19 protein-coding genes are annotated in these 23,088 nt (G+C 69.3%); 15 read left to right on the top strand and 4 right to left on the bottom strand.

Annotated elements, in window-relative coordinates; translation table 11 throughout:
* Window positions 1-6: 6 nt before the first annotated feature.
* The gene (locus tag FHT37_RS01160; protein WP_183478531.1) at window positions 7-378 is read right to left on the bottom strand and encodes a hypothetical protein; all 372 of its coding nucleotides are present in this window, start codon (window positions 376-378) and stop codon (window positions 7-9) included.
* Between the two features lie 163 nt (window positions 379-541).
* Between FHT37_RS01160 and FHT37_RS01165 the strand changes: the two genes are divergently transcribed.
* Window positions 542-1,669 carry a branched-chain amino acid ABC transporter substrate-binding protein gene (locus FHT37_RS01165; RefSeq protein ID WP_183478532.1) on the top strand — a complete coding sequence of 376 codons (1,128 nt, stop codon included), beginning with the start codon at window positions 542-544 and terminating at the stop codon, window positions 1,667-1,669.
* Window positions 1,670-1,729: 60 nt separating this feature from the next.
* On the opposite strand, the gene FHT37_RS01170 is transcribed toward FHT37_RS01165, so the two are convergent.
* Window positions 1,730-2,572, bottom strand: a complete 843-nt coding sequence (locus FHT37_RS01170) for an isopenicillin N synthase family oxygenase (RefSeq protein ID WP_183478533.1) — start codon at window positions 2,570-2,572, stop codon at window positions 1,730-1,732.
* A 344-nt stretch (window positions 2,573-2,916) separates the two neighbouring features.
* Between FHT37_RS01170 and FHT37_RS01175 the strand changes: the two genes are divergently transcribed.
* The 5 genes from FHT37_RS01175 (at window position 2,917) to FHT37_RS01195 (ending at window position 10,665) form a co-directional block, all read left to right on the top strand.
* Window positions 2,917-5,769, top strand: a complete 2,853-nt coding sequence (locus FHT37_RS01175; protein WP_183478534.1) for a 2-oxoglutarate dehydrogenase E1 component — start codon at window positions 2,917-2,919, stop codon at window positions 5,767-5,769.
* 118 nt (window positions 5,770-5,887) lie between these two features.
* The gene (gene odhB / locus FHT37_RS01180; protein ID WP_183478535.1) at window positions 5,888-7,153 is read left to right on the top strand and encodes a 2-oxoglutarate dehydrogenase complex dihydrolipoyllysine-residue succinyltransferase; all 1,266 of its coding nucleotides are present in this window, start codon (window positions 5,888-5,890) and stop codon (window positions 7,151-7,153) included.
* 18 nt (window positions 7,154-7,171) lie between these two features.
* Window positions 7,172-8,599, top strand: coding sequence for a dihydrolipoyl dehydrogenase (gene lpdA / locus FHT37_RS01185; protein ID WP_183478536.1), 1,428 nt, complete (start codon window positions 7,172-7,174; stop codon window positions 8,597-8,599).
* A gap of 135 nt (window positions 8,600-8,734) precedes the next feature.
* Entirely contained in the window at window positions 8,735-9,835 is a 1,101-nt protein-coding gene (zapE, locus tag FHT37_RS01190) for a cell division protein ZapE (protein ID WP_099864239.1), read from the top strand.
* 104 nt (window positions 9,836-9,939) lie between these two features.
* Window positions 9,940-10,665 carry a hypothetical protein gene (locus FHT37_RS01195; protein ID WP_141225221.1) on the top strand — a complete coding sequence of 242 codons (726 nt, stop codon included), beginning with the start codon at window positions 9,940-9,942 and terminating at the stop codon, window positions 10,663-10,665.
* Between the two features lie 63 nt (window positions 10,666-10,728).
* On the opposite strand, the gene FHT37_RS01200 is transcribed toward FHT37_RS01195, so the two are convergent.
* Window positions 10,729-11,496 (bottom strand): PP2C family serine/threonine-protein phosphatase, encoded by a 768-nt coding sequence (locus FHT37_RS01200; protein WP_091722870.1) that lies wholly within the window; start codon window positions 11,494-11,496, stop codon window positions 10,729-10,731.
* A 52-nt stretch (window positions 11,497-11,548) separates the two neighbouring features.
* Between FHT37_RS01200 and FHT37_RS01205 the strand changes: the two genes are divergently transcribed.
* Together FHT37_RS01205 and FHT37_RS01210 are read left to right on the top strand one after the other, a co-directional pair.
* Complete coding sequence (locus FHT37_RS01205) at window positions 11,549-11,803, top strand: YdcH family protein (RefSeq protein WP_091722875.1); 255 nt, start codon at window positions 11,549-11,551, stop codon at window positions 11,801-11,803.
* Window positions 11,790-13,898: an ATP-dependent DNA helicase gene (locus FHT37_RS01210; RefSeq protein WP_254783211.1), complete on the top strand. Its 2,109-nt coding sequence runs from the start codon at window positions 11,790-11,792 to the stop codon at window positions 13,896-13,898. Before FHT37_RS01205 ends, FHT37_RS01210 begins: the two co-directional genes overlap by 14 nt.
* 197 nt (window positions 13,899-14,095) lie before the next feature.
* Here the strand turns inward: FHT37_RS01210 and FHT37_RS01215 are convergent, their stop codons facing one another.
* A complete protein-coding gene (locus FHT37_RS01215; RefSeq protein ID WP_091725042.1) occupies window positions 14,096-14,878 on the bottom strand; it encodes an outer membrane protein assembly factor BamD in 783 nt (260 codons plus the stop codon).
* Window positions 14,879-15,020: 142 nt separating this feature from the next.
* Between FHT37_RS01215 and FHT37_RS01220 the strand changes: the two genes are divergently transcribed.
* The 7 genes from FHT37_RS01220 to FHT37_RS01250 all read left to right on the top strand — a co-directional run bounded on the left by FHT37_RS01220 (window position 15,021) and on the right by FHT37_RS01250 (window position 23,067).
* Window positions 15,021-16,079 carry an RluA family pseudouridine synthase gene (locus FHT37_RS01220; protein WP_183478537.1) on the top strand — a complete coding sequence of 353 codons (1,059 nt, stop codon included), beginning with the start codon at window positions 15,021-15,023 and terminating at the stop codon, window positions 16,077-16,079.
* Window positions 16,080-16,365: 286 nt separating this feature from the next.
* Window positions 16,366-17,247, top strand: a complete 882-nt coding sequence (gene scpB, locus FHT37_RS01225) for an SMC-Scp complex subunit ScpB (protein ID WP_147241414.1) — start codon at window positions 16,366-16,368, stop codon at window positions 17,245-17,247.
* A gap of 50 nt (window positions 17,248-17,297) precedes the next feature.
* Window positions 17,298-19,385: a pseudouridine synthase gene (locus FHT37_RS01230; RefSeq protein ID WP_183478538.1), complete on the top strand. Its 2,088-nt coding sequence runs from the start codon at window positions 17,298-17,300 to the stop codon at window positions 19,383-19,385.
* 121 nt (window positions 19,386-19,506) lie between these two features.
* On the top strand, window positions 19,507-19,932 hold the full coding sequence (gene ndk / locus FHT37_RS01235; RefSeq protein ID WP_091722894.1) for a nucleoside-diphosphate kinase: 426 nt from the start codon (window positions 19,507-19,509) through the stop codon (window positions 19,930-19,932).
* Window positions 19,933-19,989: 57 nt separating this feature from the next.
* Entirely contained in the window at window positions 19,990-21,180 is a 1,191-nt protein-coding gene (gene rlmN / locus FHT37_RS01240; protein ID WP_183478539.1) for a 23S rRNA (adenine(2503)-C(2))-methyltransferase RlmN, read from the top strand.
* Window positions 21,177-21,998, top strand: a complete 822-nt coding sequence (gene pilW / locus FHT37_RS01245; RefSeq protein WP_147240549.1) for a type IV pilus biogenesis/stability protein PilW — start codon at window positions 21,177-21,179, stop codon at window positions 21,996-21,998. The genes rlmN and pilW overlap by 4 nt, the downstream gene beginning before the upstream one ends.
* Window positions 21,999-22,008: 10 nt before the next feature.
* Complete coding sequence (locus FHT37_RS01250) at window positions 22,009-23,067, top strand: RodZ domain-containing protein (protein ID WP_183478540.1); 1,059 nt, start codon at window positions 22,009-22,011, stop codon at window positions 23,065-23,067.
* The last annotated feature ends 21 nt before the right edge of the window (window positions 23,068-23,088 follow it).

Below are 23,088 nucleotides of genomic sequence, written 5' to 3' on the forward strand. Positions count from 1 at the left end.
TGTTGCTTAGCGCTTCTCCGGAGGGGCGGTGTCGACAGGCGGATCGGTGTCGATCGCGGCGTCGCAGCCGATGCCGGCGGCGATCATGCGGCGCGCGTAGCGGCGGATCAGGCGGTTGACCAGTCCGTCCGGCTGCAATGTGCGCAGGCCCACATAGCGGCTCGGATGCACCAGCATGCCGCAGCGGTACTGGCGGTCGGCGTCGGACCACACCAGCGCGCGGCAGGCGCCTTCGCGCTTGAGGTTCACCAGCATGCCGAGCGGGCAGGGCTCGGCCAGGCAGCACACGCCGCAGCCGTTGCAGGGCGCGCCGACGGCGGGCTTGGGCGGGGCCTCGGGCTGGATCCAGATGACGCTGCCGGAGAGGGGGCGGACCATGCGCCACTGTAGACGTGCCGCGTGCGTGAGGGCGGTCGTCGTGTCGCGCACTTCGGTGCGGTTGTCGGCCGGTACCGGCGTCTTTACGTAGACTCGCGTTTCCCCTATCGGGGAAGACCCCTCCCGGGAATCGATCCCGGGAAGACCTTACCGAGGAAGACCCATGAAGAAGATCTCGTTGAAGTGGCTGGTGCTGGCCGCCGGCCTGGTGGCGCTGGGCGCCCAGGCGCAGGAGCGCGTGCGCATCGGTTTCATGAGCCCGATCACCGGCCCGCAGGCCGGCTACGGCACGGACAACCGCGACGGCGCCGCGTTGGCCATCAAGGAACTCAACGCCAAGGGCGTGAAGATCGGCGGCAAGCCGGTGATCTTCGAACTCGATGTCAACGACGACGTCGCCGACCCGCGCCAGGGCGTGCAGGTGGCGCAGGCGCTGGTGGACAAGAAGGTCCGCTTCGTGCTCGGCCCGTACAACTCGGGCGTGACCATGCCGGCCTCGCGGGTGTTCTCCGACGGCGGCGTCATCGTGCTGACGGTGGCCTCCAACCCGCGCATCACGCAGCAGCCCAACCAGTCCAACCTGTTCCGCATCGGCGCGACCGACAACCAGCTCGGCGCCAAGATGGCCGTCTATGCGGCGCAGGACCTGAAGGTCAAGACCGTCGCGGTCATCGACGACCGCACCGCCTACGGCCAGGGCGTCGCCCAGGAGTTCACCGCCCAGGCCAACAAGCTGGGCCTGAAGGTGGTGGCCAAGGAATTCACCAACGACAAGGCGACCGACTTCAGCAGCATCCTGACCGCCGTCAAGGCCGCCAAGCCGGACGCCGTGTTCTACGGCGGCTACTCCGCGCAGGGCGGCCCGATGCTGCGCCAGATGCGCGGCCTGGGCATCACCGCGCCGCTGCTGGGCGGCGACGGCATCTGCTCGACGGAGACCGCGACGCTGTCGCAGATCACGACCGAGCTGAACGCCTACTGCACCCAGGGCGGCGCGCTGATCGACCGCAGCGACAAGGGCAAGAAGTTCCTCGAGAAGTACAAGGCCGAGTTCAAGCGCGATCCGCTGACCTATGCGGCGGCCTTCTACGACGGCGCCTACCTGCTGGCCGGCGCGATGGAGGCGACGCAGTCCACCGATCCGAAGAAGGTCGGCGAGCACCTGGCCAAGTCGAGCTACGCGGGCGTGGCCGGCGAGTACGCGTATGACGACAAGCACGACTTGAAGTCGTCCGCCGTCACCGTGTTCACCTTCAAGGGCAAGGACGTCGTGCCGCTCAAGAGCCTGTGATCTCTGGCTCCCTCTCCCGCTTGCTGCGGGAGAGGGTAGGGGTGAGGATCAGCGTCCTTGTCAGGCCTTCACGCCTAGTTCCCGCAGCCGTTCCTCGAGGTACTCGTGGGCGGTGTAGCGGTCCGACAGGACGACGTCCTCACGCGGATGCAGGAACAGCGGCAGCGACACGCGGCTCTTCTTCGCGCCTTCGCCGGTCGGGTTGACCACGCGGTGCTGCGTCGACGGGTAGTAGCCCTGCGAGGCCTCCTGCAGCATGTCGCCGATGTTGATGATCAGCATGCCGAAGTCGCCGGGCACGTCGACCCACTCGCCATCCTTGCCCTGCACCTGCAGGCCCGGCTCGTTGGCCGCCGGCAGGATGGTCAGCAGGTTGATGTCGCCGTGCGCGGCCGCGCGCAGCGAGCCGGCCGGCTCGTTGCCCGTCAGCGGCGGATACCGCAGCACCCGCAGCAGCGTCAGCCGGCTGTCCTTGATCATGTTGGACAGCGGCTCGCGATAGTTCTTCGCGATCTCGGCCGGCGTGTGCTTCTCCACCCACGACAGCAGCTCCGCCGCCAGGTCGTTGGCGATGCGGTAGTAGCGCATCGCATCGTCCTTCAGCGACGCCGGAATCCGCCCCCATGGATAGATGTGGAAGTACTCCTTGATGTCCTTCTGCGTGTGGCCCTTGGCGGTCTCCGAGATCTCGGTGGAGAAGTAGCCGTCCTGCGTCTCCTTGGAGAACGCCAGCTCATGCTTCTCGGTGCCATTGAAATAGGCCAGCCAGTCCGCGTAGATCTTCTCGACCAGGTCCTGGGGCAGGGGGTGATTCACCAGGACGCCGAAGCCTGTCTCGTGCAGGGAGCGGGTGAATTGCTCGGCCGCATCCGCGGCGCGGTAGTCGACGACTCGAACTTGCATGTGGGATCTCCTGTGGTCCCGGGCTGTCCGCCATTCAATGTCGGGGCGGTACGCCAGCGCGAAGTCTACTTCTATGGGCTATTGCATCGCAAACGTTTGTATGGTTTGGGCCGCCGCTCGATTGATTCAAGTCATGGACAGCCCGCACAACAATTGGGCGAACCCGCAACAGCGGCGGTATCAGCGTGGTGCTACAGTCCTGCGCTTGTGACTTCAGGTCCTTCCCGTCCCCTTTTCTGGCAACAGCAAAGGCGGGTCGCAATCCGCCAACCGGTCAAGCCGTGTCGCGGAAGGTTTGTTAACCAGCCGATAGCTCCGGAAGCCGGGGCAGAGGTGAGCGAAAGATGATGCAGCAATACAGCTCGAACTCCTATCTGTTCGGGGGCAATGCTCCCTACGTCGAGGAGATGTACGAGCAGTACCTCGACAACCCGGGCGCCGTGCCCGACAACTGGCGCGCCTACTTCGACGCGCTGCAGCACGTCCCCGCGGTGGACGGCAGCGACAAGCGCGACGTGGCGCATGCGCCGGTGATCGAGTCCTTCGCGCAGCGCGCCAAGGCCAACGCCTTCAACAACCAAGTGTCCTCCGCCGAGCTCGAAGTGGCCGGCAAGCAGGTGCACGTCCAGTCGCTGATCGCCGCGTATCGCACGCTGGGCTCGCGCTGGGCCGACCTGGACCCGCTCAAGCGCACCGAGCGTCCCAAGATTCCCGAGCTGGATCCCGCGTCCTACGGCCTGACCGAGGCCGACATGGACCGCACCTTCAGCGCGACCAACACCTACTTCACCAAGGCCGAGCGCATGACCCTGCGCGAGATCGTGCAGGCCTTGCGTGACACCTACTGCGGCTCCGTTGGCGCCGAGTTCATGCACGTCACCGAGCCGACCGAGAAGCGCTGGTGGCAGGAACGCCTGGAGGCGATCCGCAGCAAGCCGACCTACACGGCCGAGAAGAAGCAGCAGATCCTGGAGCGCCTGACCGCCGCCGAAGGCCTGGAGCGCTACCTGCACACGAAGTACGTCGGCCAGAAGCGCTTCTCGCTGGAAGGCGGCGAGAGCTTCATCGCCTCGATGGACGAGCTGGTCAAGTGCGCCGGCGTCAAGGGCGTGCAGGAGATCGTGATCGGCATGGCCCACCGCGGCCGCCTGAACGTGCTGGTCAACACCCTGGGCAAGATGCCCAAGGACCTGTTCGCCGAGTTCGACCACACCGCCCCCGAGGACCTCCCGTCCGGCGACGTGAAGTACCACCAGGGCTTCTCCAGCGACGTGACCACCCCCGGCGGCCCGGTCCACCTGAGCCTGGCCTTCAACCCGTCGCACCTGGAGATCGTGAACCCGGTCGTCGAGGGCTCGGTCAAGGCCCGCATGGACCGCCGCGGCGACAAGACCGGCGAGCAGGTGCTGCCCGTGCTGGTGCACGGCGACGCGGCCTTCGCCGGCCAGGGCGTCGTGATGGAGACGCTGGCGCTGGCGCAGACGCGCGGCTACTACACCGGCGGCACGGTCCACATCGTCATCAACAACCAGATCGGTTTCACCACCAGCGACCCGCGCGATACGCGCTCGACGCTGTACTGCTCCGACGTCGTCAAGATGATCGAGGCCCCGGTGCTGCACGTGAACGGCGACGATCCGGAAGCGGTCGTGCTGTGCACGCAGCTGGCGCTGGAATACCGCCAGCAGTTCAAGAAGGACGTGGTCGTTGACATCGTCTGCTTCCGCAAGCTGGGCCACAACGAGCAGGACACGCCGGCGCTGACCCAGCCGCTGATGTACAAGAAGATCGGCCAGCACCCCGGCACGCGCAAGCTGTACGGCGAGAAGCTGGTGGCCCAGGGCGTCCTGGCCGCCGACGGTCCGGACGGCATGGTCAAGGCCTTCCGCGCCGCGATGGACGAAGGCCGTCACACCGTCGACCCGGTGCTGACCAACTTCAAGAGCAAGTACGCCACCGACTGGACCCCGTTCCTCGGCAAGAAGTGGACCGACAGCTGCGACACCGCGCTGCCGGTGGCCGAGTGGAAGCGCCTGTCCGAGAAGATCACCACGCTGCCGGCCGGCTTCAAGGCCCACACGCTGGTGGAGAAGGTCATCGCCGACCGCGCGGCCATGGGCCGCGGCGACATCAACGTGGACTGGGGCATGGGCGAGCACATGGCCTTCGCGTCGCTGGTGGCCTCGGGCTATCCGGTGCGCCTGTCCGGCGAGGACTGCGGCCGTGGCACCTTCACGCACCGCCACGCCGTGCTGCACGACCAGAACCGCGAGCGCTTCGACGAAGGCACCTACATCCCGCTGCAGAACGTCGCGGAAGGCCAGGCCCCGTTCGTCGTGATCGACTCGATCCTGTCGGAAGAGGCGGTGCTGGGCTTCGAGTACGGCTACGCCGCCGCCGATCCGCAGACGCTGACGATCTGGGAAGCCCAGTTCGGCGACTTCGTCAATGGCGCGCAGGTCGTCATCGACCAGTTCATCGCCTCCGGCGAAGTGAAGTGGGGCCGCGCCAACGGCCTGACGATGATGCTGCCGCACGGCTACGAAGGCCAGGGCCCCGAGCACAGCTCGGCCCGCCTGGAGCGCTTCATGCAGCTGGCCGCCGACAACAACATGCAGATCGTCCAGCCGACGAGCGCCTCGCAGATCTTCCATCTGCTGCGCCGCCAGATGCTGCGCATGTTCCGCAAGCCGCTGGTCATCCTGACGCCGAAGTCGCTGCTGCGCGCCAAGGACGCCACCTCGCCGGTGAGCGAGTTCACCAAGGGTGAGTTCCGCACCGTGATCGGCGAAGTGAACGCCGAGATCGACGCCAGCAAGGTCAAGCGCGTGATCGCCTGCTCGGGCAAGGTCGCCTACGACCTGATGAAGGCCCGCGGCGAGAAGAAGGACGTCGCGATCGTGCGCGTGGAACAGCTGTATCCGTTCCCGCACAAGGCTTTCGCGGCCGAACTCAAGAAGTACCCGAACCTGGCCGAGATCGTGTGGTGCCAGGACGAGCCGCAGAACCAGGGCGCCTGGTTCTTCGTCCAGCACTACATCCACGAGAACATGGCCGACGGCCAGAAGCTCGGTTACGCCGGTCGTCCCGCATCGGCCTCGCCGGCGGTCGGCTACGCCCACCTGCACCAGGAGCAGCAGAAGGCGCTGCTGGAGCAGGCCTTCGGCAAGCTGAAGGGTTTCGTGCTGACCAAGTGAGTCATTGCGGACGCCAAGCGCCGCAATGACACCGGCGCCGTGCGCCGCCCTCGGGGGCGGCCCGGCGACCGGCAGGCGCAAGGCTCCGGTTTACTGAAAAACCGAGAGAACAAACATCATGGCAATCGTTGAAGTCAAAGTCCCCCAGCTGTCCGAGTCGGTCGCCGAAGCGACCCTGCTGCAATGGAAGAAGAAGCCCGGCGAAGCCGTGGCCATCGATGAAATCCTGATCGAGATCGAGACCGACAAGGTCGTGCTCGAAGTGCCGGCGCCGTCCGCCGGCGTGCTGGCCGAGCTGGTTGTCGGCGACGGCGGCACGGTGACCTCGGACCAGGTCATCGCCAAGATCGACTCCGAAGGCAAGGCCGGCGCCGCCGCGCCCGCCGCTGCCGCTCCGGCACCCGCCGCCGCGGCTCCCGCGCCGGCTGCCGCCGCCGCGTCGTCGGACAGCAAGGCCGGCGTCGCGATGCCGGCCGCCGCCAAGCTGATGGCCGACAACAACCTGGCTGCCGGCTCGGTCGCCGGCACCGGCAAGGACGGCCGCGTGACCAAGGGCGACGTGCTGGGCGCGATCGAAGGCGGCGCCAAGCCGGCCGCGATCCCCGCTCCGGTGCAGGCCCCGACCGCTCCCGCCGCCAAGCCGCTGCCGGCCGTGGCCGCCCCGGCCACCGTCAACCTGGGCGACCGCCCGGAACAGCGCGTGCCGATGAGCCGCCTGCGCGCCCGCATCGCCGAGCGCCTGCTGCAGTCGCAATCGACCAACGCCATCCTGACCACGTTCAACGAAGTGAACATGGCCCCGGTGATGGAGCTGCGCAAGAAGTTCCAGGACAGCTTCACCAAGGAACACGGCACGAAGCTGGGCTTCATGAGCTTCTTCGTCAAAGCCGCGGTCCACGCGCTGAAGAAGTACCCGGTGCTGAACGCCTCGGTCGACGGCAATGACATCGTCTACCACGGCTACTTCGACATCGGCATCGCCGTCGGCTCGCCGCGCGGCCTGGTCGTGCCCATCCTGCGCAACGCGGACCAGATGAGCTTCGCCGACATCGAGAAGAAGATCGCCGAGTTCGGCAAGAAGGCCCAGGAAGGCAAGCTCGGCATCGAAGAGATGACTGGCGGCACCTTCTCGATCTCCAACGGCGGCACCTTCGGCTCGATGCTGTCGACGCCGATCATCAACCCGCCGCAGTCGGCCATCCTGGGCGTGCACGCGACCAAGGACCGCGCCGTCGTCGAGAACGGCCAGATCGTGATCCGCCCGATCAACTACCTGGCGATGTCCTACGACCACCGCATCATCGACGGCCGCGAAGCCGTGCTGGGCCTGGTCGCGATGAAGGATGCGCTGGAAGATCCGGCCCGTCTGCTGTTCGATCTGTAATCCGAGGACGACCACGACATGAGCAAGCAATTCGACGTCGTCGTCATCGGCGGCGGTCCCGGCGGCTACATCGCGGCGATCCGCGCGGCGCAGTTGGGCTTCAACGCGGCCTGCATCGACGAGTGGAAGAACGACAAGGGCGGTCCCGCTCCCGGCGGCACCTGCACCAACGTCGGCTGCATCCCGTCCAAGGCGCTGCTGCAGTCCAGCGAGCACTTCGAGCACGCCGGCCACGGCTTCGCCGACCACGGCATCTCGATGAGCGACCTGAAGATCGACATCGCCAAGATGATCGGCCGCAAGGACACCGTCGTGAAGCAGAACAACGACGGCATCCTCTACCTGTTCAAGAAGAACAAGGTCACGTTCTTCCACGGCCGCGGCTCCTTCGTGGCCGCCAAGGACGGCGCCTACGAGATCAAGGTCGCCGGCGCCGCCGAGGAGACCATCACGGCCAAGCACGTGATCGTCGCCACCGGCTCCAACGCCCGCCAGCTGCCGGGTGCCCCGTTCGACGAGACCAACATCCTGTCCAACGACGGCGCGCTGCGCATCCCGGCCGTGCCCAAGAAGCTGGGCGTGATCGGCTCCGGCGTCATCGGCCTGGAAATGGGCTCGGTGTGGCGCCGCCTGGGCGCGGAAGTGACGATCCTGGAAGCGCTGCCCGCCTTCCTGGGCGCCGCCGACGAGTCCGTCGCCAAGGAAGCCGCCAAGGTCTTCAAGAAGCAGGGCCTGAACATCGAGCTGGGCGTGAAGATCACCTCCGTCGAGAACGGCAAGTCCGGCGTGACGGTGAAGTACACGGACGCCAAGGGCGCCGAGCAGACGCTGGCGGTGGACAAGCTGATCGTCTCGATCGGCCGCGTCGCCAACACCATCGGCCTGAACCCGGAAGCCGTCGGCCTGAAGCTCGATGAGCGCGGCGCGGTGGTCGTCGACGACGAGTGCAAGACCAACCTGCCCAATGTCTGGGCGATCGGTGACGTCGTGCGCGGCCCGATGCTGGCGCACAAGGCGGAAGAAGAGGGCGTCGCGGTCGCCGAGCGCATTGCCGGCCAGCACGGTCACGTCAACTTCAACACCATCCCGTGGGTGATCTACACCAGCCCCGAGATCGCGTGGGTCGGCCGCACCGAGCAGCAGCTCAAGGCGGACGGCGTGGCCTACAAGGCGGGCCAGTTCCCGTTCCTGGCCAACGGCCGCGCGCGCGCGCTGGGCGACACGACCGGCTTCGTCAAGTTCCTGGCCGACGCCAAGACCGACGAGATCCTGGGCGTGCACATCATCGGCCCGATGGCCTCGGAGCTGATCTCCGAAGCCGTGGTGGCGATGGAGTTCAAGGCCTCGGCCGAGGACATCGCCCGCATCTGCCACGCCCACCCGTCGCTGAGCGAAGCGACCAAGGAAGCGGCCCTGGCCGTGGACAAGCGCACGCTGAACTTCTGAGCCCAGGCTCGAAGCGCCACGGACGCGCAGGAGAGGGGCGGCGCGAGTCGCCCCTTTTTTCTTGCGCCGACGTGCGCGGGTCTTCCGCCCGAATGCCCGAACGCGATCCCGATCCCGTGACCTGAACTCCGCCGCATGACCACCGTCACCGAGCTCTACCACCAGACCCTGGCCGAACGCGGCTACACCGCCGACCCGGCCCAGCTGCGCGCCGTGGCCGCGCTGCAGCGCTGCCAGGACGAATGGGCCGCCTACAAGGCGCGGCGCTCCAACGCGGTGACCAAGCTGCTGGTGCGCCCGCCGCTGCCGCGCGGGGTCTACATGTTCGGCGGTGTCGGCCGCGGCAAGAGCTTCCTGATGGACTGCTTCTTCCAGGCGGTGCCGCTGACGCGCAAGACGCGGCTGCACTTCCACGAGTTCATGCGCGAGGTCCACCGTGAGCTGCAGGAACTCAAGGGCATCCAGGATCCGCTGGACGAGCTGGGCAAGCGCATCGCGCGGCGCTTCCGGCTGATCTGCTTCGACGAGTTCCATGTCGCCGACGTCACCGACGCGATGATCCTGTACCGCCTGCTGGATGCGCTGTTCAAGAACCGCGTGTCCATCGTGACGACGTCCAACTTCCATCCCGACGGCCTTTATCCCAACGGCCTGCATCGCGACCGCATCCTGCCGGCGATCGAGTTGCTCAAAGCCAACCTGGAAGTCATCAACGTCGACAACGGCACCGACTACCGGCAGCGCTCGCTGGAGCATGTCGAGCTCTATCACACGCCGCTGAACGCGGACACCGAAGGCGCGCTGACGGCCGCCTTCGAGTCGCTGGCCGAGGCGCGCGACGAGGATCCCGTGCTGCACATCGAGCACCGCGAGATCCGCTCCCGGCGTCGCGCCGGCGGCGTGGTGTGGTTCGACTTCGCCGAGCTCTGCGGCGGCCCCCGCTCGCAGAACGACTACCTGGAGCTGGCGACGCAGTTCCACACGCTGATCCTGTCCAACGTGCCGGCCATGCCGCCGCGGCTGGCCAGCGAGGCGCGCCGCTTCACGCTGCTGGTGGACGTCCTGTACGACCGCCGCGTGAAGCTGATCATCTCGGCGGCGGTGCCGGCCGAGCAGCTCTACACCGAAGGCCCGCTCGCGCACGAGTTCCCGCGCACCGTGTCGCGGCTGCAGGAGATGCAGTCCAAGGAGTACCTCGAACTCGAGCGGCGCGAGGTCGACACGCGCCTGACCTGAGCGCGCGTCCGCGGGCTGCCGTCGCCTCGCCGACCGGGGATGTAGGGAAGTCACGGGCGGCGGCTTCGCCGGCGGGGGCGCCAGCGGATGCGATGATCGCGCCCATGACTTTCCGCTTCGTTCTCGCCGCCGCGTCCAGGGCGCCGATCGCGCTGAATGCGCTGATTGCGCTGATTGCGCCGATCTCGCTGATCTCGCTGATCTCGTTGTGTGCCGTGTCCCCGGTCGCTGTGGCCGCGGACATGACCCGTGCCGAGATCGATGCCGCGCGCGCCCGGATCGAGCAGGCCTACCAGTCCCGGGTGAAGGAGTGCAACCAGCGCTTCGTCGTGACCGGCTGCCTGGAAGAGGCGCGGGACGAACGCATCCGCCAGCTGCGGCCGCTGGACCGGGTCGAGCACCAGGTCAATGCGGAGGAGCGTCAGCGCCGCAGCGCCGCGGCCCGTGAGCGGGTCCAGGAGAAGGAACGCGAGGCGGCCCAGGACGAGGCGCGCCGCAAGACCGAATCGGTGCGGGAAGCGGTGCAGCCGGCCTCGGCGCCGGCGGTCCCGGGCGCGCGCACGCCGCGCGCGAATCCCGAGCTGCATCAGCGCCGCGAGGCCCAGCAGGCGGCGGAAGCCAAGGCCGACGCCGCCAAGCGCCGAGAGGCCGCCGCCGAGCGCCGCCAGAAGGCGCAGGAGCGTCAGCGCAAGGCCGGCGAGCTCCAGGTCCGGCAGGCGGAGAAGGCGGCATCCGCCGCCTCCGCGCCGGCGGGCAAGAACAGCAAGCCGCCGGCGGCGCATCTGCCGACGCCGTCGGCCTCGGATATCCGCGCGCTGCCCAAGCGCTGAACGCGCCGGGGCGGGGGCAAGGCGGGAGAGGCACGAGCGCCGCGGAGCGGCGCCGAGCGGGCGTTACTCGAGCGGATCCAGCCGCACGATGGCCAGCGACAGGTTGTCGCCGGTGCCCTTGGCGCGCTGGCGCGCCTTGTTGACCAGCAGTTCGGCGCCGTCGCGCGGCGGCAGGCTGTGCATCACCGTGCCCAGCTCGGCCGGGCTGAAGTAGTGCCACAGGCCGTCGCTGCAGGCCATCAGGCTGTCGCCGTGCTCCAGGCGCTCGATGAAGGACTCGACGGGCGTCGGTTCCTGCACCGTGCCCAGGCAGGCGGTCAGCAGGTTCGACTGCGGATGCACCAGCGCCTCGTCCTCGGTGATCTGGCCCTCGTCCACCAGGCGCTGGACGTAGGACTGGTCCAGCGAGCGCGTGACCATGTTGGGGCCGCGGAAGTGGTAGAGGCGGGAATCGCCGGTGTGGATCCAGAAGCAGCGGCGGTCGGCCGTCAGCAGGTAGGCGGCCAGGGTGCTGTGCGGCTCCTCCTCGGCCGAGATCGCCGTCAGGCGGATCATCAGGTGAGATTCGGAGACGATCTGGCGCAGCAGCTCGGCCTCGTCCTCCTCGCCGGGGACGAAGCGCTCGAACAGCTGCTGGGCGGTCAGGATGACCTGGTCCGCGGCCTTGCGGCCGCCGCTCTTGCCGCCCATGCCGTCGGCGACGATGCCGAGCACGCAGCCGCTCTGGCGGGGATGGGCGATGACCTGGACCTGATCCTGCTGGTACAGACGATCGCCGCGATGGATGCCGGTGGCGGCGCTGAGGCGAAAGCCTGGGGTAGTGCGACTCATCCCAAAACTATAATCGTGCGGCTCGGCGTTCCGGCCGGGTGGTTCCCCGTTTATGGATGAACAACTTCACTCTCCAGCCCGACGTCTGATCGAACTGCGCATCGCGCATGCCGAGCTGGATGGCCGCATCGACGCGTTGATCGGCGCCTCCACGCTGCGCGTGATCGACATCGGCGGCGCAGGCGCCGGCATCGCCGTGCCGCCGGTCGACGAACTCACGCTGCGCCGGCTGAAGAAGCAGCGCCTGGCCCTGCGCGACGAGATCGCGCGGCTCGAGCGGGCCAGTGATCCCGATGAGCCGGCCTGACCCTCACGAACCCGACACCGACGACTCGACCGACGCCCTGATGGCGGATGCCCCCTGGGGCGCCGCCGAGGCGTCGCCGGCGCTGGCGGCCTCGCGTGCCCGCGCGGCGGCCGAGGAGCTGCGGCCGGGCGAGCTTGAGCAATCGGTGGTCGCCGCCTTCGACACCGGCGGTCCGCTGTCGCGCCACGACCCGGCTTATGCGCCGCGCGAGCCGCAGCAGCGCATGGCGCTGGCCGTCGCGCAGGCGATCGCCGGGCGCGACACGCTGGTCGTCGAGGCGGGGACCGGCGTCGGCAAGACCTTCGCGTACCTGGTGCCGGCGCTGCTCAGCGGCGGCCGCACCTTGATCAGCACCGCGACCAAGAGCCTGCAGGACCAGCTCTTCATGCGCGATCTGCCGCGGCTGCTCGACACCTTCGCCTTGCCGCTGCGCGCCGCGTTGCTGAAGGGGCGAGGGAGTTACCTCTGCTTGCACCGACTGCAGCAGGCGCGCCACAGCGCGGAGCTGCCGGATCGACGGGCGGTCGCGCAGCTCGCGCGCATCGAGCGCTGGGCGCTGAGCACCCACACCGGCGACTTCGCCGAGATCGACGGCCTGGACGAGCGCTCGCCGGTGATCCCGATCGTCAGCTCGACGCGCGACAACTGCCTGGGCACCGATTGCCCGTCCTACCGCGAATGCCACGTCGTGAAGGCGCGGCGCGAAGCGATGGAGGCGGATCTTGTCGTCGTCAACCATCACCTGTTCTTCGCCGACCTGGTCCTGCGCGACAGCGGCGTCGCGGAGTTGCTGCCCAGCGTCGAGGTCGCGATCTTCGACGAGGCGCATCAGCTGCCCGAGGCGGGCCTGAACTTCCTGGGCCGGATGCTGGGCAGCGCGCAGCTGTTCGACTTCGGACGCGACCTGCTGGCGCAGGGGCTCGCGCATGCGCGGGGACTGCAGGAATGGCAGGCGATCGCTGGCGGCGTCGAACGCGCCGCGCGCGCACTGAGGCTGGCCTGCGCCGGCGGACGCGAGCTGCGTGGTGTGCTGAAGCTGCGCTGGAATGAATGCGAGGGCCGGACGGAGTTCGATGCGGCGCTGGGCGAGGTGGCGCGGGCGGTCGAGCTCAGCGTCGACGCGCTGGCGACGGTCATGGAGGTCGGGCCGGACCTGGCGCGGCTGCATGAGCGCGCGGTCGAGCTCTACAAGACGGCGCAGCTGTTCGCACGCGCGCCGGATCCTGGCGCGGTGCGCTGGGTGGATGTCGGCACGCACCAGGTGCGCCTGATCGAATCGCCGCTGGACATCCGCGAGGCGATGCAGGAGGCGCTCGCGAGCACGCCCAAGGCGTGGATCTTCACCTCGGCCACCTTGGGCGAGGACGATGCGCTCAGCTGGTTCACCGAGCCAGCGGGTCTCGGCGAGGCGCGCACCTTGCGCGTGGGCAGTCCGTTCGACTACGCGGCGCACGCGCGGCTCTACGTGCCGCGGCATTTCCCCAAACCGTCCGAGCCGGATCATGGCGAATCGGTCGGCTGGCTGGGGGCGCGGCTGGCGGCGCGGCTGGGTGGGCGCACCTTCATCCTGACGACGACTTTGCGCCAGTTGCAGACGGTGGCCGAGGTCTTGCGCCAGCGTTTCGAGGAGGGCGGGCACCGCATCGAGGTGCTGGTCCAGGGCAGCATGCCGAAGCGGCAGTTGCTGCAGCAGTTCATCGACCAGCCGGCGTCGGTGCTGGTGGGCTCGGCGAGCTTCTGGGAGGGCATCGACGTGCCGGGCGACGCCTTGCAGTGCGTGCTGATCGACAAGCTGCCGTTCCCGCCGCCGAACGATCCGCTGGTCGAGGCGCGCGTAGCGCGGCTGGAGTCCGAAGGTCGCAACCCCTTCATGGAGTACTTCGTCGCCGAGGCCGCGATTGCCTTGAAGCAGGGCGCTGGCCGTCTCATCCGAACGGAGTCCGACCGTGGCTTGCTGGTGGTCTGCGACCCGCGGCTGGCCGGCTCGCACTACGGCAAGCGCCTGCGCGAGGCGCTACCCCCGATGACGCAGGTCCCCGACGAGGCCGCCGCGCAGGCGTGGCTCGCCGAACTCAAGACTTCTCACGACCGCTGACGGCGTCAGCCCTCAAGAGAGACGTCCGCCGGCAAGCGGAAAAAGAAAAGCCCGCTAGCGAGCGGGCTTCGAGCATTCTTTGCCAACGCTTGGATCTGGTGGCCAGACGCCCGCCAGACTAGGCGCGAGGGGCCGCCGCATAGCAGCGCTATGCAAGGCCCCGAGCAACGACGTCTGGCGGGTGTCTGGCCACCAGATCACCAGATTTGCCACCAGGCTTTGTCCTTTTGTTTCGCTTTTCCGGTCGTCAGATAGGAGCTATCCGGGAAGCTCGCCACGAGCACGCGGCGGGTGTCGTCGCGCAGCTGGGTCATGCCGAGCTTGTCGTAGCTCTGCATCATCAGGAACAGGGCTTCCTCGAGCGCCGGCGCGTACTGGAACTCCATCAACGCGGCCTGACCGCGATTGGCCGCCGCGAGATAAGCGCCGCGGTTGTAGTAGTAGCGCGCCACATGCACCTCATACGCCGCGAGGCTGTTGGTGATGTAGTCGATGCGGATGCGGGCGTCCTCGGAGTACTTCGACTCGGGGAACTGCTCGACCAGCTGCTTGAATGCCTGCATCGAGTCGCGCGCCGCCTGCTGGTCGCGTTCCGAGATGTCCTGGCGCGCGATGCGGCCGAACAGGCCGAGGTCGTCGTTGAAGTTGACCAGGCCCTTCATGTACAGCGCGTAGTCCAGCGCCGGGCTGGACGGGTTGAGCTTGATGAAGCGGTCCAGCACCGTCACGGCCTGCACGCGTTCGCCGCTCTTGTAGTTGGCCCAGGCCAGGTCCAGCTGCGCCTGCTGGCCCAGCGTCGTGCCGGCGGCGCGGCCTTCGATGCGTTCCAGCGTCTTGATCGCCCGGTCGTACGAGCCGGAGAGCATGTCCTCCTTGGCCTCTGCGTACAATTTCTCCAGGTTGGCCTGGGAATTCGGGTCCTCCTTGGGGGCCGACGAACAGGCCGCCAGTCCCAGCACGGCGGCAGTCGCGGCGGTCATCGCGGCGCAGCGCCACGCGGCGCGCCAGGTCCCGGACAGCCCGACAGATTCCGCGGTCCGGCGGCGCAACACCCAAGTCTCGATCATGGTCCACAGGGCGCGCGCGACGGCGGCCCTCATCTGAAATTGGAGCGGCGATTATATGGTTCAGGTCGGCCACGACCCGGCGCCCGAGGGCAGGCTTTACCCGCGCGATGACTCGGGCGAGCCCCCGGGCGGCGAGGGCATCGACGACGCCCAGGACGTCGGCCTCGACGCGCCCGAACGCCGCGAGGCCGAGGCCGGTCGCGACCAGCTCGCGCTGCGCCTGGACAAGTGGCTGGTGCAGCTGGCGCCGGAGTTCTCGCGCAGCCACCTGCAGGGCCTGATCGAGCGCGGCTGCGTCACGCTGGACGGGCAGCTCGTCACCCAGGCGTCGCGCAAGCCCAAGCTGGGCCAGCGCCTGGCCGTCGACCTGGTGCCCACCGAGGAGGCGCTCGCCTTCCGCGCCGAGCCGCTGGACCTGGACATCGTCTTCGAGGATGAGCACCTGCTCGCGGTGAACAAGCCCGCCGGCCTGGTCGTCCATCCGGCGGCGGGCAACTGGTCCGGGACGCTGATGAATGGCCTGCTGGCGCATCACGCCAAGGCCGCGATGCTGCCGCGCGCGGGCATCGTGCACCGCCTGGACAAGGACACCTCCGGGCTGATGGTCGTCGGCAAGACGCTGCCGGCGGTGACCGCGCTGGTGCGGATGATCGCGGCGCGCGAGGTCCATCGCGAATACCTCGCCCTGGTCCACGGCCGCACGCCGGACGAATGGATCGTCGAGGCGCCGATCGGGCGCGATCCCCAGTCGCGCACCCGCATGGCGGTGGTTGGCGGCGGCAAGCCGGCGCGCACCGACTTCTTCAAGCTGGCCGAGGGGCAGTGGCAGGACGCCCGCGGCCTGGAACGGACCGTCTCCGCGCTGCATTGCGTGCTGCACTCCGGCCGCACGCACCAGATCCGCGTGCACGCCTCGCATCGCGGCCATCCGCTGGTGTCCGACGCGCTGTACGGCGGCGCCGAGGCCCTGGGCGTGCCGCGGCAGGCGCTGCATGCGGCGCGGCTCGGTTTCGAGCATCCGCTCACCGGCGCGCCGATGCGCTTCGAGGCCCCGTTGCCGCCGGAGCTGGCGTCGGGCTGGCGCGTCGCGGGTTTGCCCGATCCGACGTTCTGAGAGGAGTCCGCGCGCCCGCGCTACAATGCCGACCAATTCTTGCGCGAGAACGTGCGCAAGACGGCGGCGGGGCGGCAGTCGACCCCGTCCGCAGCGCAGGCCGCGGACCGACGCGGCGTCCGTCCCACCGGCCGGGACCGTCCACTGAACGGCGGCCGATGGAGCGAAGAGCTCCCAAGCAAGCAGATCGAACCCGTCCAGCGCGGCCCGTTGCCGCCGCTGGCGCCCAAGATGGCGAAACACACCGATTTGACCGGTCCCGAGGCCGGCGTCATGAGCTGAGCCCATGGACACGCAGGAGGCCAAACGGGTCCTGGAGACGGCGCTGCTGTGCGCGCAGGCGCCGCTGACGCTGCGCGAGATGCGTTCGCTGTTCGTGGACGAGCTCAATGCGGACAGCGTGCGGTCGCTGCTCGACGAGTTGCTGCGCGAGTGGGAAGGGCGGGGCGTCGAGCTGGTCGCGCTGTCCTCCGGCTGGCGCTTCCAGAGCCGGCCCGAGATGCGCGAGCATCTGGACCGGCTGAATCCGGAGAAGCCGCCGAAGTATTCGCGGGCGGTGCTGGAGACGCTGGCGATCATCGCCTACCGTCAACCGGTGACCCGCGGCGACATCGAGGACATCCGCGGCGTGATGGTGGCGGCGCCGATCATCAAGCAGCTCGAGGACCGCAACTGGATCGAGGTCATCGGGCATCGCGAGGCGCCGGGTCGTCCGGCGCTGTTCGCGACGACGAAGCAGTTCCTCGACGACCTGGGGCTGCACTCGCTGGAGCAACTGCCGGCGTTGATCCAGGGCGGCGACCCGACGCCGATCGCCGGGGCGCTGCAGGGCTCGCTGCTCGAGGAGCCGCCCGGCGACGCGGTCGTTGAAGTCGAGCCGGACGGCGCCACCCCGGTGGCCCTGATGGCGGCGGAATCGGCTGGCGTTGAATCGACGGCCGAGGAGTCGATGGCCGACGAATCGACGGCCGACGAATCGAAAGTCGCTGAATCGACGGCGACCGAATCGACGATCGCCGTGGAGGCTGCGGCCGAAGCCGACGATCAGGCATCCGAAGTGCCGGAAGCGGCGGCGCAGGCCGCCATCGAAGACGAATCCAAGCCGGCCGCCTCGCGCGAGCCGGGTGAAGAACCACCGGCCGGGGCGGTCAACCCCGAGCCCACTTGAACGCCCCGGGAAGGGGCCGTGTCCACCGCTGACAAGGTGCAAGCCGACACATGAATTCCAACGAAATCGACGATTCCAAGCCCGACACGCTGACCGCCGCCGCGGACACGCCGTCCGAGGCGCCCGCGAAGCCCAAGCGCACCCGCAAGGCGGCCGCGGCCCCGACGGAGGCTGCCGAGCCCGGCGCCGCGCCCGTGGCCGAGGAGACCCCGAAGCCGCGTGCGCGCCGAAAGACGGCCGCGGCCGTCGACGCGCCGGCTGAGACGGCCCCCGCGGGCGCTGCGGCAGAGACCGCCGAAGCGCCCGCCGCTGACGCCGAGGCGCCCAAGCCCAAGCGCCGCACGACGAAAAAGGCCGTTGAGGCGGCCGAGGCCGCTCCCGCCGCCGGCGCCGAGGCGTCCGCCGCTGTGATGGCCGAGCCGATCCGTCACCTGCCGGTCGCGACCGTCGAGGTGTCGCCGGCACCGGTGTCGCCGGTCGCGGAAGCGGTCGGTGAGCTGGTGTCGCCCGAGACGCGCGGCGCCGGCCCCGTGGGCGGTGACGCCGCCGATGGCGACGCGGGTGGCGATCGTGAAGGGCGTGGCCGCAACCGCCGCCGTCGTGGTCGCGATCGTGATCGCGAGCCCCGCGAGGGTCAGCAGGCGCGGGCCCAGGAGTCCGGCCAGCGCCCCGCGCGCGCGCCGCAAGGCGAGGGCGCTGAAGGTGCCGCCGATCCGGTCGACGACGCCCAGCTGCAGGCCGAGGCCCAGGCGCGCTTCGACGCGCTGGTGTCCGGTGCCTTCGACGCGGATGTCGAAGGCGACGGCGACGTGGCGGAGACGGGCGCGGCGGAAGTCGAGGCCTCCGCCGACGAGGGCGAGACCGGCACCGACGGCCAGCCCGGCAAGCGCGTGCTCGCGCCCGATGCCGATGCGCCCAAGCTGCAGAAGGTGCTGGCGCAGGCGGGCGTCGGCTCCCGCCGCGACATCGAGGACATGATCGCCAAGGGCCAGATCACGGTGAATGGCGAGGTCGCCCATGTCGGCCAGCGCATCTCCTACGGCGACCGCGTCGCGGTGGCCGGCAAGCCGATCAAGGTCCGCATCGCCCCCGTGGCGCCGCGCATCCTGGCGTACCACAAGCCGGTCGGCGAGGTCGTCACCTTCAACGACCCCGAGGGCCGTCCCACCGTCTTCCGCAACCTGCCGCGCCTGCCGCAGGGCAAGTGGCAGTCGGTCGGCCGCCTGGACCTGAACACCGAAGGCCTGCTGCTGTTCACCAACTCCGGCGAACTGGCCAACCAGCTGATGCACCCGCGCTTCGGCGTCGAGCGCGAGTACGCGGTGCGCGTGCTGGGCTCGCTGAGCAAGGATCAGAAGGACAAGCTGCTGACCGGCGTCGACGTCGACGGTCAGCAGGCCAGCTTCAAGAGCATCGAGGACGGCGGCGGCGAAGGCGTGAACCGCTGGTATCGCGTCGTCATCACCGAAGGCCGCAACCGCGAGGTCCGCAAGCTGTTCGAGAGCGTCGGCCTGGCCGTCAGCCGCCTGATCCGCATCCGCTACGGCACCGTCGTGCTGCCGCGCGGCCTGCGCCGCGGCGTCTACATCGAACTGGGCGACGCCGATGTCCGCGTCATCCGCCAGCTGGCCGGCAACGAGCCGCGCCCGCCGCGCAACAACGACCGCGCCGAGCGTCGCGACAAGCGCCGCAGCGGCAACAGCGGCGGTCCGCGCCCGAGCCGTCCGGAGCCCTCGCGCCAGGAGCAGCGCGGCGAACAGCGCGCCCACCAGCCGCAGCGCCAGCAGCAACAGCAGCAGGAGCGCGAACGCGATCGCCGCCCCCGCAACGAGGACGATGACGACTTCATCCCGAAGCACATCAATCCGCTGGAGCAGACCTTCGACCGTCGCTTCGCCACCGGCAGCAAGCGCATCCCGCAAGGCTTCGGCAAGGGCGGCAGCGATGCGGGCGACCATGGCCGCGGCGGCAACCAGCGCGGCCCGGGCGGCGAGCGCATTCCGGATCCGATGAAGACCTCGATGGGCTACATCGGCGCCGACGCCTTCATCAACCGGGGCGGCAATCGCGGTGGTCGCCGCGGTGGTGGCGGCGGGGGTGGTGGGGGTGGCGGCGGCGGCGGCCGCGGTCGCCGCTGAGCGGGTCAGCCTGCTCGTCGCCCCCGGCGACCCCGTCCGATGACGGGTTGTCACCTGGGGGCTTGACTTCAAGCATTACAATGCCGGGTTTTGCCAAGCCCAAGATTTTCAAGGAAAAGACATGGCCATCGAACGCACCCTCTCCATCATCAAGCCCGATGCCGTGGCCAAGAACGTCATCGGCCAGATCTACTCCCGCTTTGAAGGCGCCGGCCTGAAGATCATCGCCTCGAAGCAGAAGCAGCTGTCGCGCGCCGAAGCCGAAGCGTTCTACGCCGTGCACAAGGCCCGCCCGTTCTTCAACGACCTGGTGAACTTCATGATCTCCGGCCCGGTCCAGATCCAGGTGCTGGAAGGCGAAGGCGCCATCCTGAAGAATCGCGACCTGATGGGCGCCACCGACCCGAAGAAGGCCGAGAAGGGCACCATCCGCGCCGACTTCGCCGACAGCATCGACGCCAACGCGGTGCACGGCTCCGACGCCCCCGAAACCGCCGCCGTGGAAGTCGCCTTCTTCTTCTCCGGCCTGGAAATCAACGCCCGCTGAACCGGGCCAAGCCTCTGACCTCCGGGCCACGAGGCCCTTGAGAAAGAGGAACGCATGATGGACGCGGTCAACCTGCTCGGATTCGATCTGCAAGGCCTGGCCGCGTACTGCGAGCAGCTGGGGGAGAAGCGCTTTCGCGCGACCCAGCTGTTCCGCTGGATCCATCAGAAGGGCGCATCGGACTTCGCCCAGATGTCCGACCTGGCCAAGTCGCTGCGCGACAAGCTGGCCGGGCGCGCCCACATCACCGCGCTGCCGGTGATCTCCGAACACGTCTCTGCCGACGGCACCATCAAGTGGTTGTTCGACGTCGGCCAGGGCAACGCCGTCGAGGCGGTCTACATCCCCGAGGACGACCGGGCCACGCTGTGCATCTCCAGCCAGGCCGGCTGCGCCGTGGGCTGCCGCTTCTGCTCGACCGGCCATCAGGGCTTCAGCCGCAACCTGGAGACCTGGGAAATCATCGCCCAGCTCTGGCATGCCGAGCACACGCTGCGCCAGCGCCTGGGCAAGGACGAACGCATCATCTCCAACGTCGTGATGATGGGCATGGGCGAGCCGCTGCAGAACTACGCCGCGCTGGTCCCGGCGCTGCGGATGATGCTCGACGACCATGGCTACGGCCTGTCGCGCCGACGGGTGACGGTGTCGACCTCGGGCGTGGTGCCGATGATCGACCGCCTGCGCGAGGACGCGCCGGTGGCGCTGGCCGTCTCGCTGCACGCGCCCAACGACCCGCTGCGCGACCAGCTGGTGCCGCTCAACCGCAAGTACCCGATCGCGGAACTGCTGGCGAGCTGCAACGCCTACCTGGACAAGGCGCCGCGCGACTTCATCACGTTCGAGTACTGCATGCTCCACGAGGTGAACGACGCGCCGGAGCAGGCCCGCGAGCTGATCGCGCTGCTCAAGGGCAAGGTGCCCTGCAAGCTGAACCTGATCCCGTTCAATCCCTTCCCCGCGTCGGGCCTGAAGCGCAGCTCGAACGAGCGCGTCAAGGCCTTCGCCGACCTGCTCATCCAGGCCGGCATCGTGACCACCGTCCGCAAGACGCGCGGCGACGATATCGATGCCGCCTGCGGCCAGTTGGCCGGCGAAGTGCAGGACCGGACCCGCGTCCATCTGCGCATGGTGCGCGCGCCCGTGGTGGTACAGCGGGACGCGGCATCGGCCGGCGCGGCGGCCCCGGCGCCGGCGGCGACTTCCTCCCCCGTCATTCCCGTCACTCCCACAGGCCCACGTCCATGACCGTTCCGTCGCCCGGCTCCGTCTTTCCGCGTCGTTCCGCCCGGACCTTGTCCGTCGTGTTGCTGATCGCCGCGGCCCTGGCCGGGTGCGCGACGACCTCGCCGCAGCAGCAGCAACCGCGGACCGAGAGCGACAAGACGGACAACGACCGCCGGGCCCAGGTGCGGCTGGAGCTGGCCAGCGGCTACTTCGCCCGCGGCCAGTACGAGACCGCGCTGGACGAGGTCAAGCTGGCGATGGCCGCCAAGCCCGACCTGCCCGAGGCGATCAGCCTGCGCAGCCTGATCTACGCCGCGATGGGCGAGTACGCGATGGCCGAGGACGGCTTCAAGCAGCTGCTGGCCCGCGACCGCAACAACGGCGACACGCTGCACAACTACGGCTGGTTCCTGTGCCAGCGCCAGCGTTATGCCGAGGCCTACCAGCAGTTCGAGGCCGCCGTGGCGCTGCCGGCCTATCGCACGCCCGCGCGTACGCTGCTGGCCTGGGGCGCCTGCGAGGCCCGCGAGGGCCGGCTGGTGCCGGCGCAGGCCCACCTGTCCAAGGCCTTCGAGGCCGAGCCCGGCAATCCGACCATCGCGCTGAACCTGGGCGAGGTGCTGTACCGCCAGGGCGAATACGAACGGGCGCGCTTCTACGCCCGCCGCGTCAACAGCAATGTGGAACAGGCGAACGCGGCCAGCCTCTGGCTGGAGCTGCGCATCGAGCGCCGCCTGGGCAACGCGGCCAACATGGAAGACCTCGGTCAGCAACTGCGGCGCAAGTATCCGCAGGCGGCCGAGACGCAGGCATTGAACAACGGTCGATTCGATGAATGAGGGACATCGCATGACTCCGACGGCCGCCGACGAGGCGACGCCCGCAGCCGCATCCGCTGCGCCATCCACCTTCGGCCCCAGTTCCGCCGGCGCCGCGCTGCGGCGCGCGCGCGAGGCGCGGGGCCTGCACATCGCCGCCCTGGCCGCGACGCTGAAGGTGCCGCAATCCAAGCTGGAGGCCCTCGAGGCCGACCGCTACCACGAGCTGCCCGACGCGACCTTCGCCCGGGCGCTGGCGCGCTCGATGTGCCGCGTGCTGAAGATCGAGGCGGCGCCGGTGCTGGCGATGCTGCCCAGCAGCGGCGCCGAGGCCTCGCTGGACCGCGTCACGCCGGGCCTGAACCAGCCGTTCCGCGAGCGCTCGGTGAGCCAGGAGCCGATGCTCTCGGCCGAGCTGCTGAAGCGCCCGGCGGTGCTCGGCGTGGGCGTGCTGCTGGTCGCCGCGGTGGCCGTGTACGCGATCCCGTCGAGCTGGATCGAGCAGGTGACGGCGCGGTTCCGATCGGCGCCCGACGCCTCGACCACCACCGCGACCCCCGGCCCGGGCAGCGCCGTCGGCACCGCCCCGGTCGCGACCGACAGCCCCCCGACCAACATCGAAGCCCCGGTGGTGAGCGCCTCCGAGGCCGCGCCGCAGTCCACCGCCAGCGTGCCGACGCTGCCGCCGCAGACCTCCGGCGCCGCGACGCCGATCACGGCGCCGGCCGCCACGCCGTCCCCCGCGCCGGCGACGACGCAGGCCGCCGCCACGACGCCGCCGGCCGCCTCCACCGCCGCTTCAGTCGCCGCAGGGGCCGGCCAGCCGATCCAGGCCGGCGCGCCCGCGCCGGGCACCTCCCCGCTGAAGGTCCGCGCCAGCGCCGAGTCCTGGGTCGAGGTCGTCGACGCCAAGGGCCAGGTGCTGCTGTCCCGGCTGCTGCGTCCGGGCGATCTGGTCGACGTCCACGGCGTCGCGCCGCTGAGATTGCGCGTGGGCAACGTGTCCGGCACGGAATTGGTGTTCCGCGGCCAGCCGGTGGACCTCGCCGCCCGGGCGCGCGACAACGTCGCCCGGCTTGAACTGAACTGAACCCGGACCGACGGGCGCCCC

It is taken from the genome of Mitsuaria sp. BK037, from assembly GCF_014193045.1.
Lineage (GTDB): Bacteria > Pseudomonadota > Gammaproteobacteria > Burkholderiales > Burkholderiaceae_C > Roseateles.

What these genes read in the sequence shown, in the direction of transcription:
- FHT37_RS01195 (WP_141225221.1), top strand. Translation starts at nt 9,940, where the DNA reads ATGACTTTCCGCTTCGTTCTCGCCGCCGCGTCCAGGGCGCCGATCGCG.
- odhB (WP_183478535.1), top strand. Translation starts at nt 5,888, where the DNA reads ATGGCAATCGTTGAAGTCAAAGTCCCCCAGCTGTCCGAGTCGGTCGCC.
- FHT37_RS01175 (WP_183478534.1), top strand. Translation starts at nt 2,917, where the DNA reads ATGATGCAGCAATACAGCTCGAACTCCTATCTGTTCGGGGGCAATGCT.
- scpB (WP_147241414.1), top strand. Translation starts at nt 16,366, where the DNA reads ATGGACACGCAGGAGGCCAAACGGGTCCTGGAGACGGCGCTGCTGTGC.
- zapE (WP_099864239.1), top strand. Translation starts at nt 8,735, where the DNA reads ATGACCACCGTCACCGAGCTCTACCACCAGACCCTGGCCGAACGCGGC.
- FHT37_RS01230 (WP_183478538.1), top strand. Translation starts at nt 17,298, where the DNA reads ATGAATTCCAACGAAATCGACGATTCCAAGCCCGACACGCTGACCGCC.
- FHT37_RS01215 (WP_091725042.1), bottom strand. Translation starts at nt 14,878, where the DNA reads ATGACCGCCGCGACTGCCGCCGTGCTGGGACTGGCGGCCTGTTCGTCG.
- ndk (WP_091722894.1), top strand. Translation starts at nt 19,507, where the DNA reads ATGGCCATCGAACGCACCCTCTCCATCATCAAGCCCGATGCCGTGGCC.
- FHT37_RS01250 (WP_183478540.1), top strand. Translation starts at nt 22,009, where the DNA reads ATGACTCCGACGGCCGCCGACGAGGCGACGCCCGCAGCCGCATCCGCT.
- FHT37_RS01220 (WP_183478537.1), top strand. Translation starts at nt 15,021, where the DNA reads ATGGTTCAGGTCGGCCACGACCCGGCGCCCGAGGGCAGGCTTTACCCG.
- FHT37_RS01200 (WP_091722870.1), bottom strand. Translation starts at nt 11,496, where the DNA reads ATGAGTCGCACTACCCCAGGCTTTCGCCTCAGCGCCGCCACCGGCATC.
- FHT37_RS01205 (WP_091722875.1), top strand. Translation starts at nt 11,549, where the DNA reads ATGGATGAACAACTTCACTCTCCAGCCCGACGTCTGATCGAACTGCGC.
- pilW (WP_147240549.1), top strand. Translation starts at nt 21,177, where the DNA reads ATGACCGTTCCGTCGCCCGGCTCCGTCTTTCCGCGTCGTTCCGCCCGG.
- rlmN (WP_183478539.1), top strand. Translation starts at nt 19,990, where the DNA reads ATGGACGCGGTCAACCTGCTCGGATTCGATCTGCAAGGCCTGGCCGCG.
- lpdA (WP_183478536.1), top strand. Translation starts at nt 7,172, where the DNA reads ATGAGCAAGCAATTCGACGTCGTCGTCATCGGCGGCGGTCCCGGCGGC.
- FHT37_RS01170 (WP_183478533.1), bottom strand. Translation starts at nt 2,572, where the DNA reads ATGCAAGTTCGAGTCGTCGACTACCGCGCCGCGGATGCGGCCGAGCAA.
- FHT37_RS01165 (WP_183478532.1), top strand. Translation starts at nt 542, where the DNA reads ATGAAGAAGATCTCGTTGAAGTGGCTGGTGCTGGCCGCCGGCCTGGTG.
- FHT37_RS01210 (WP_254783211.1), top strand. Translation starts at nt 11,790, where the DNA reads ATGAGCCGGCCTGACCCTCACGAACCCGACACCGACGACTCGACCGAC.
- FHT37_RS01160 (WP_183478531.1), bottom strand. Translation starts at nt 378, where the DNA reads ATGGTCCGCCCCCTCTCCGGCAGCGTCATCTGGATCCAGCCCGAGGCC.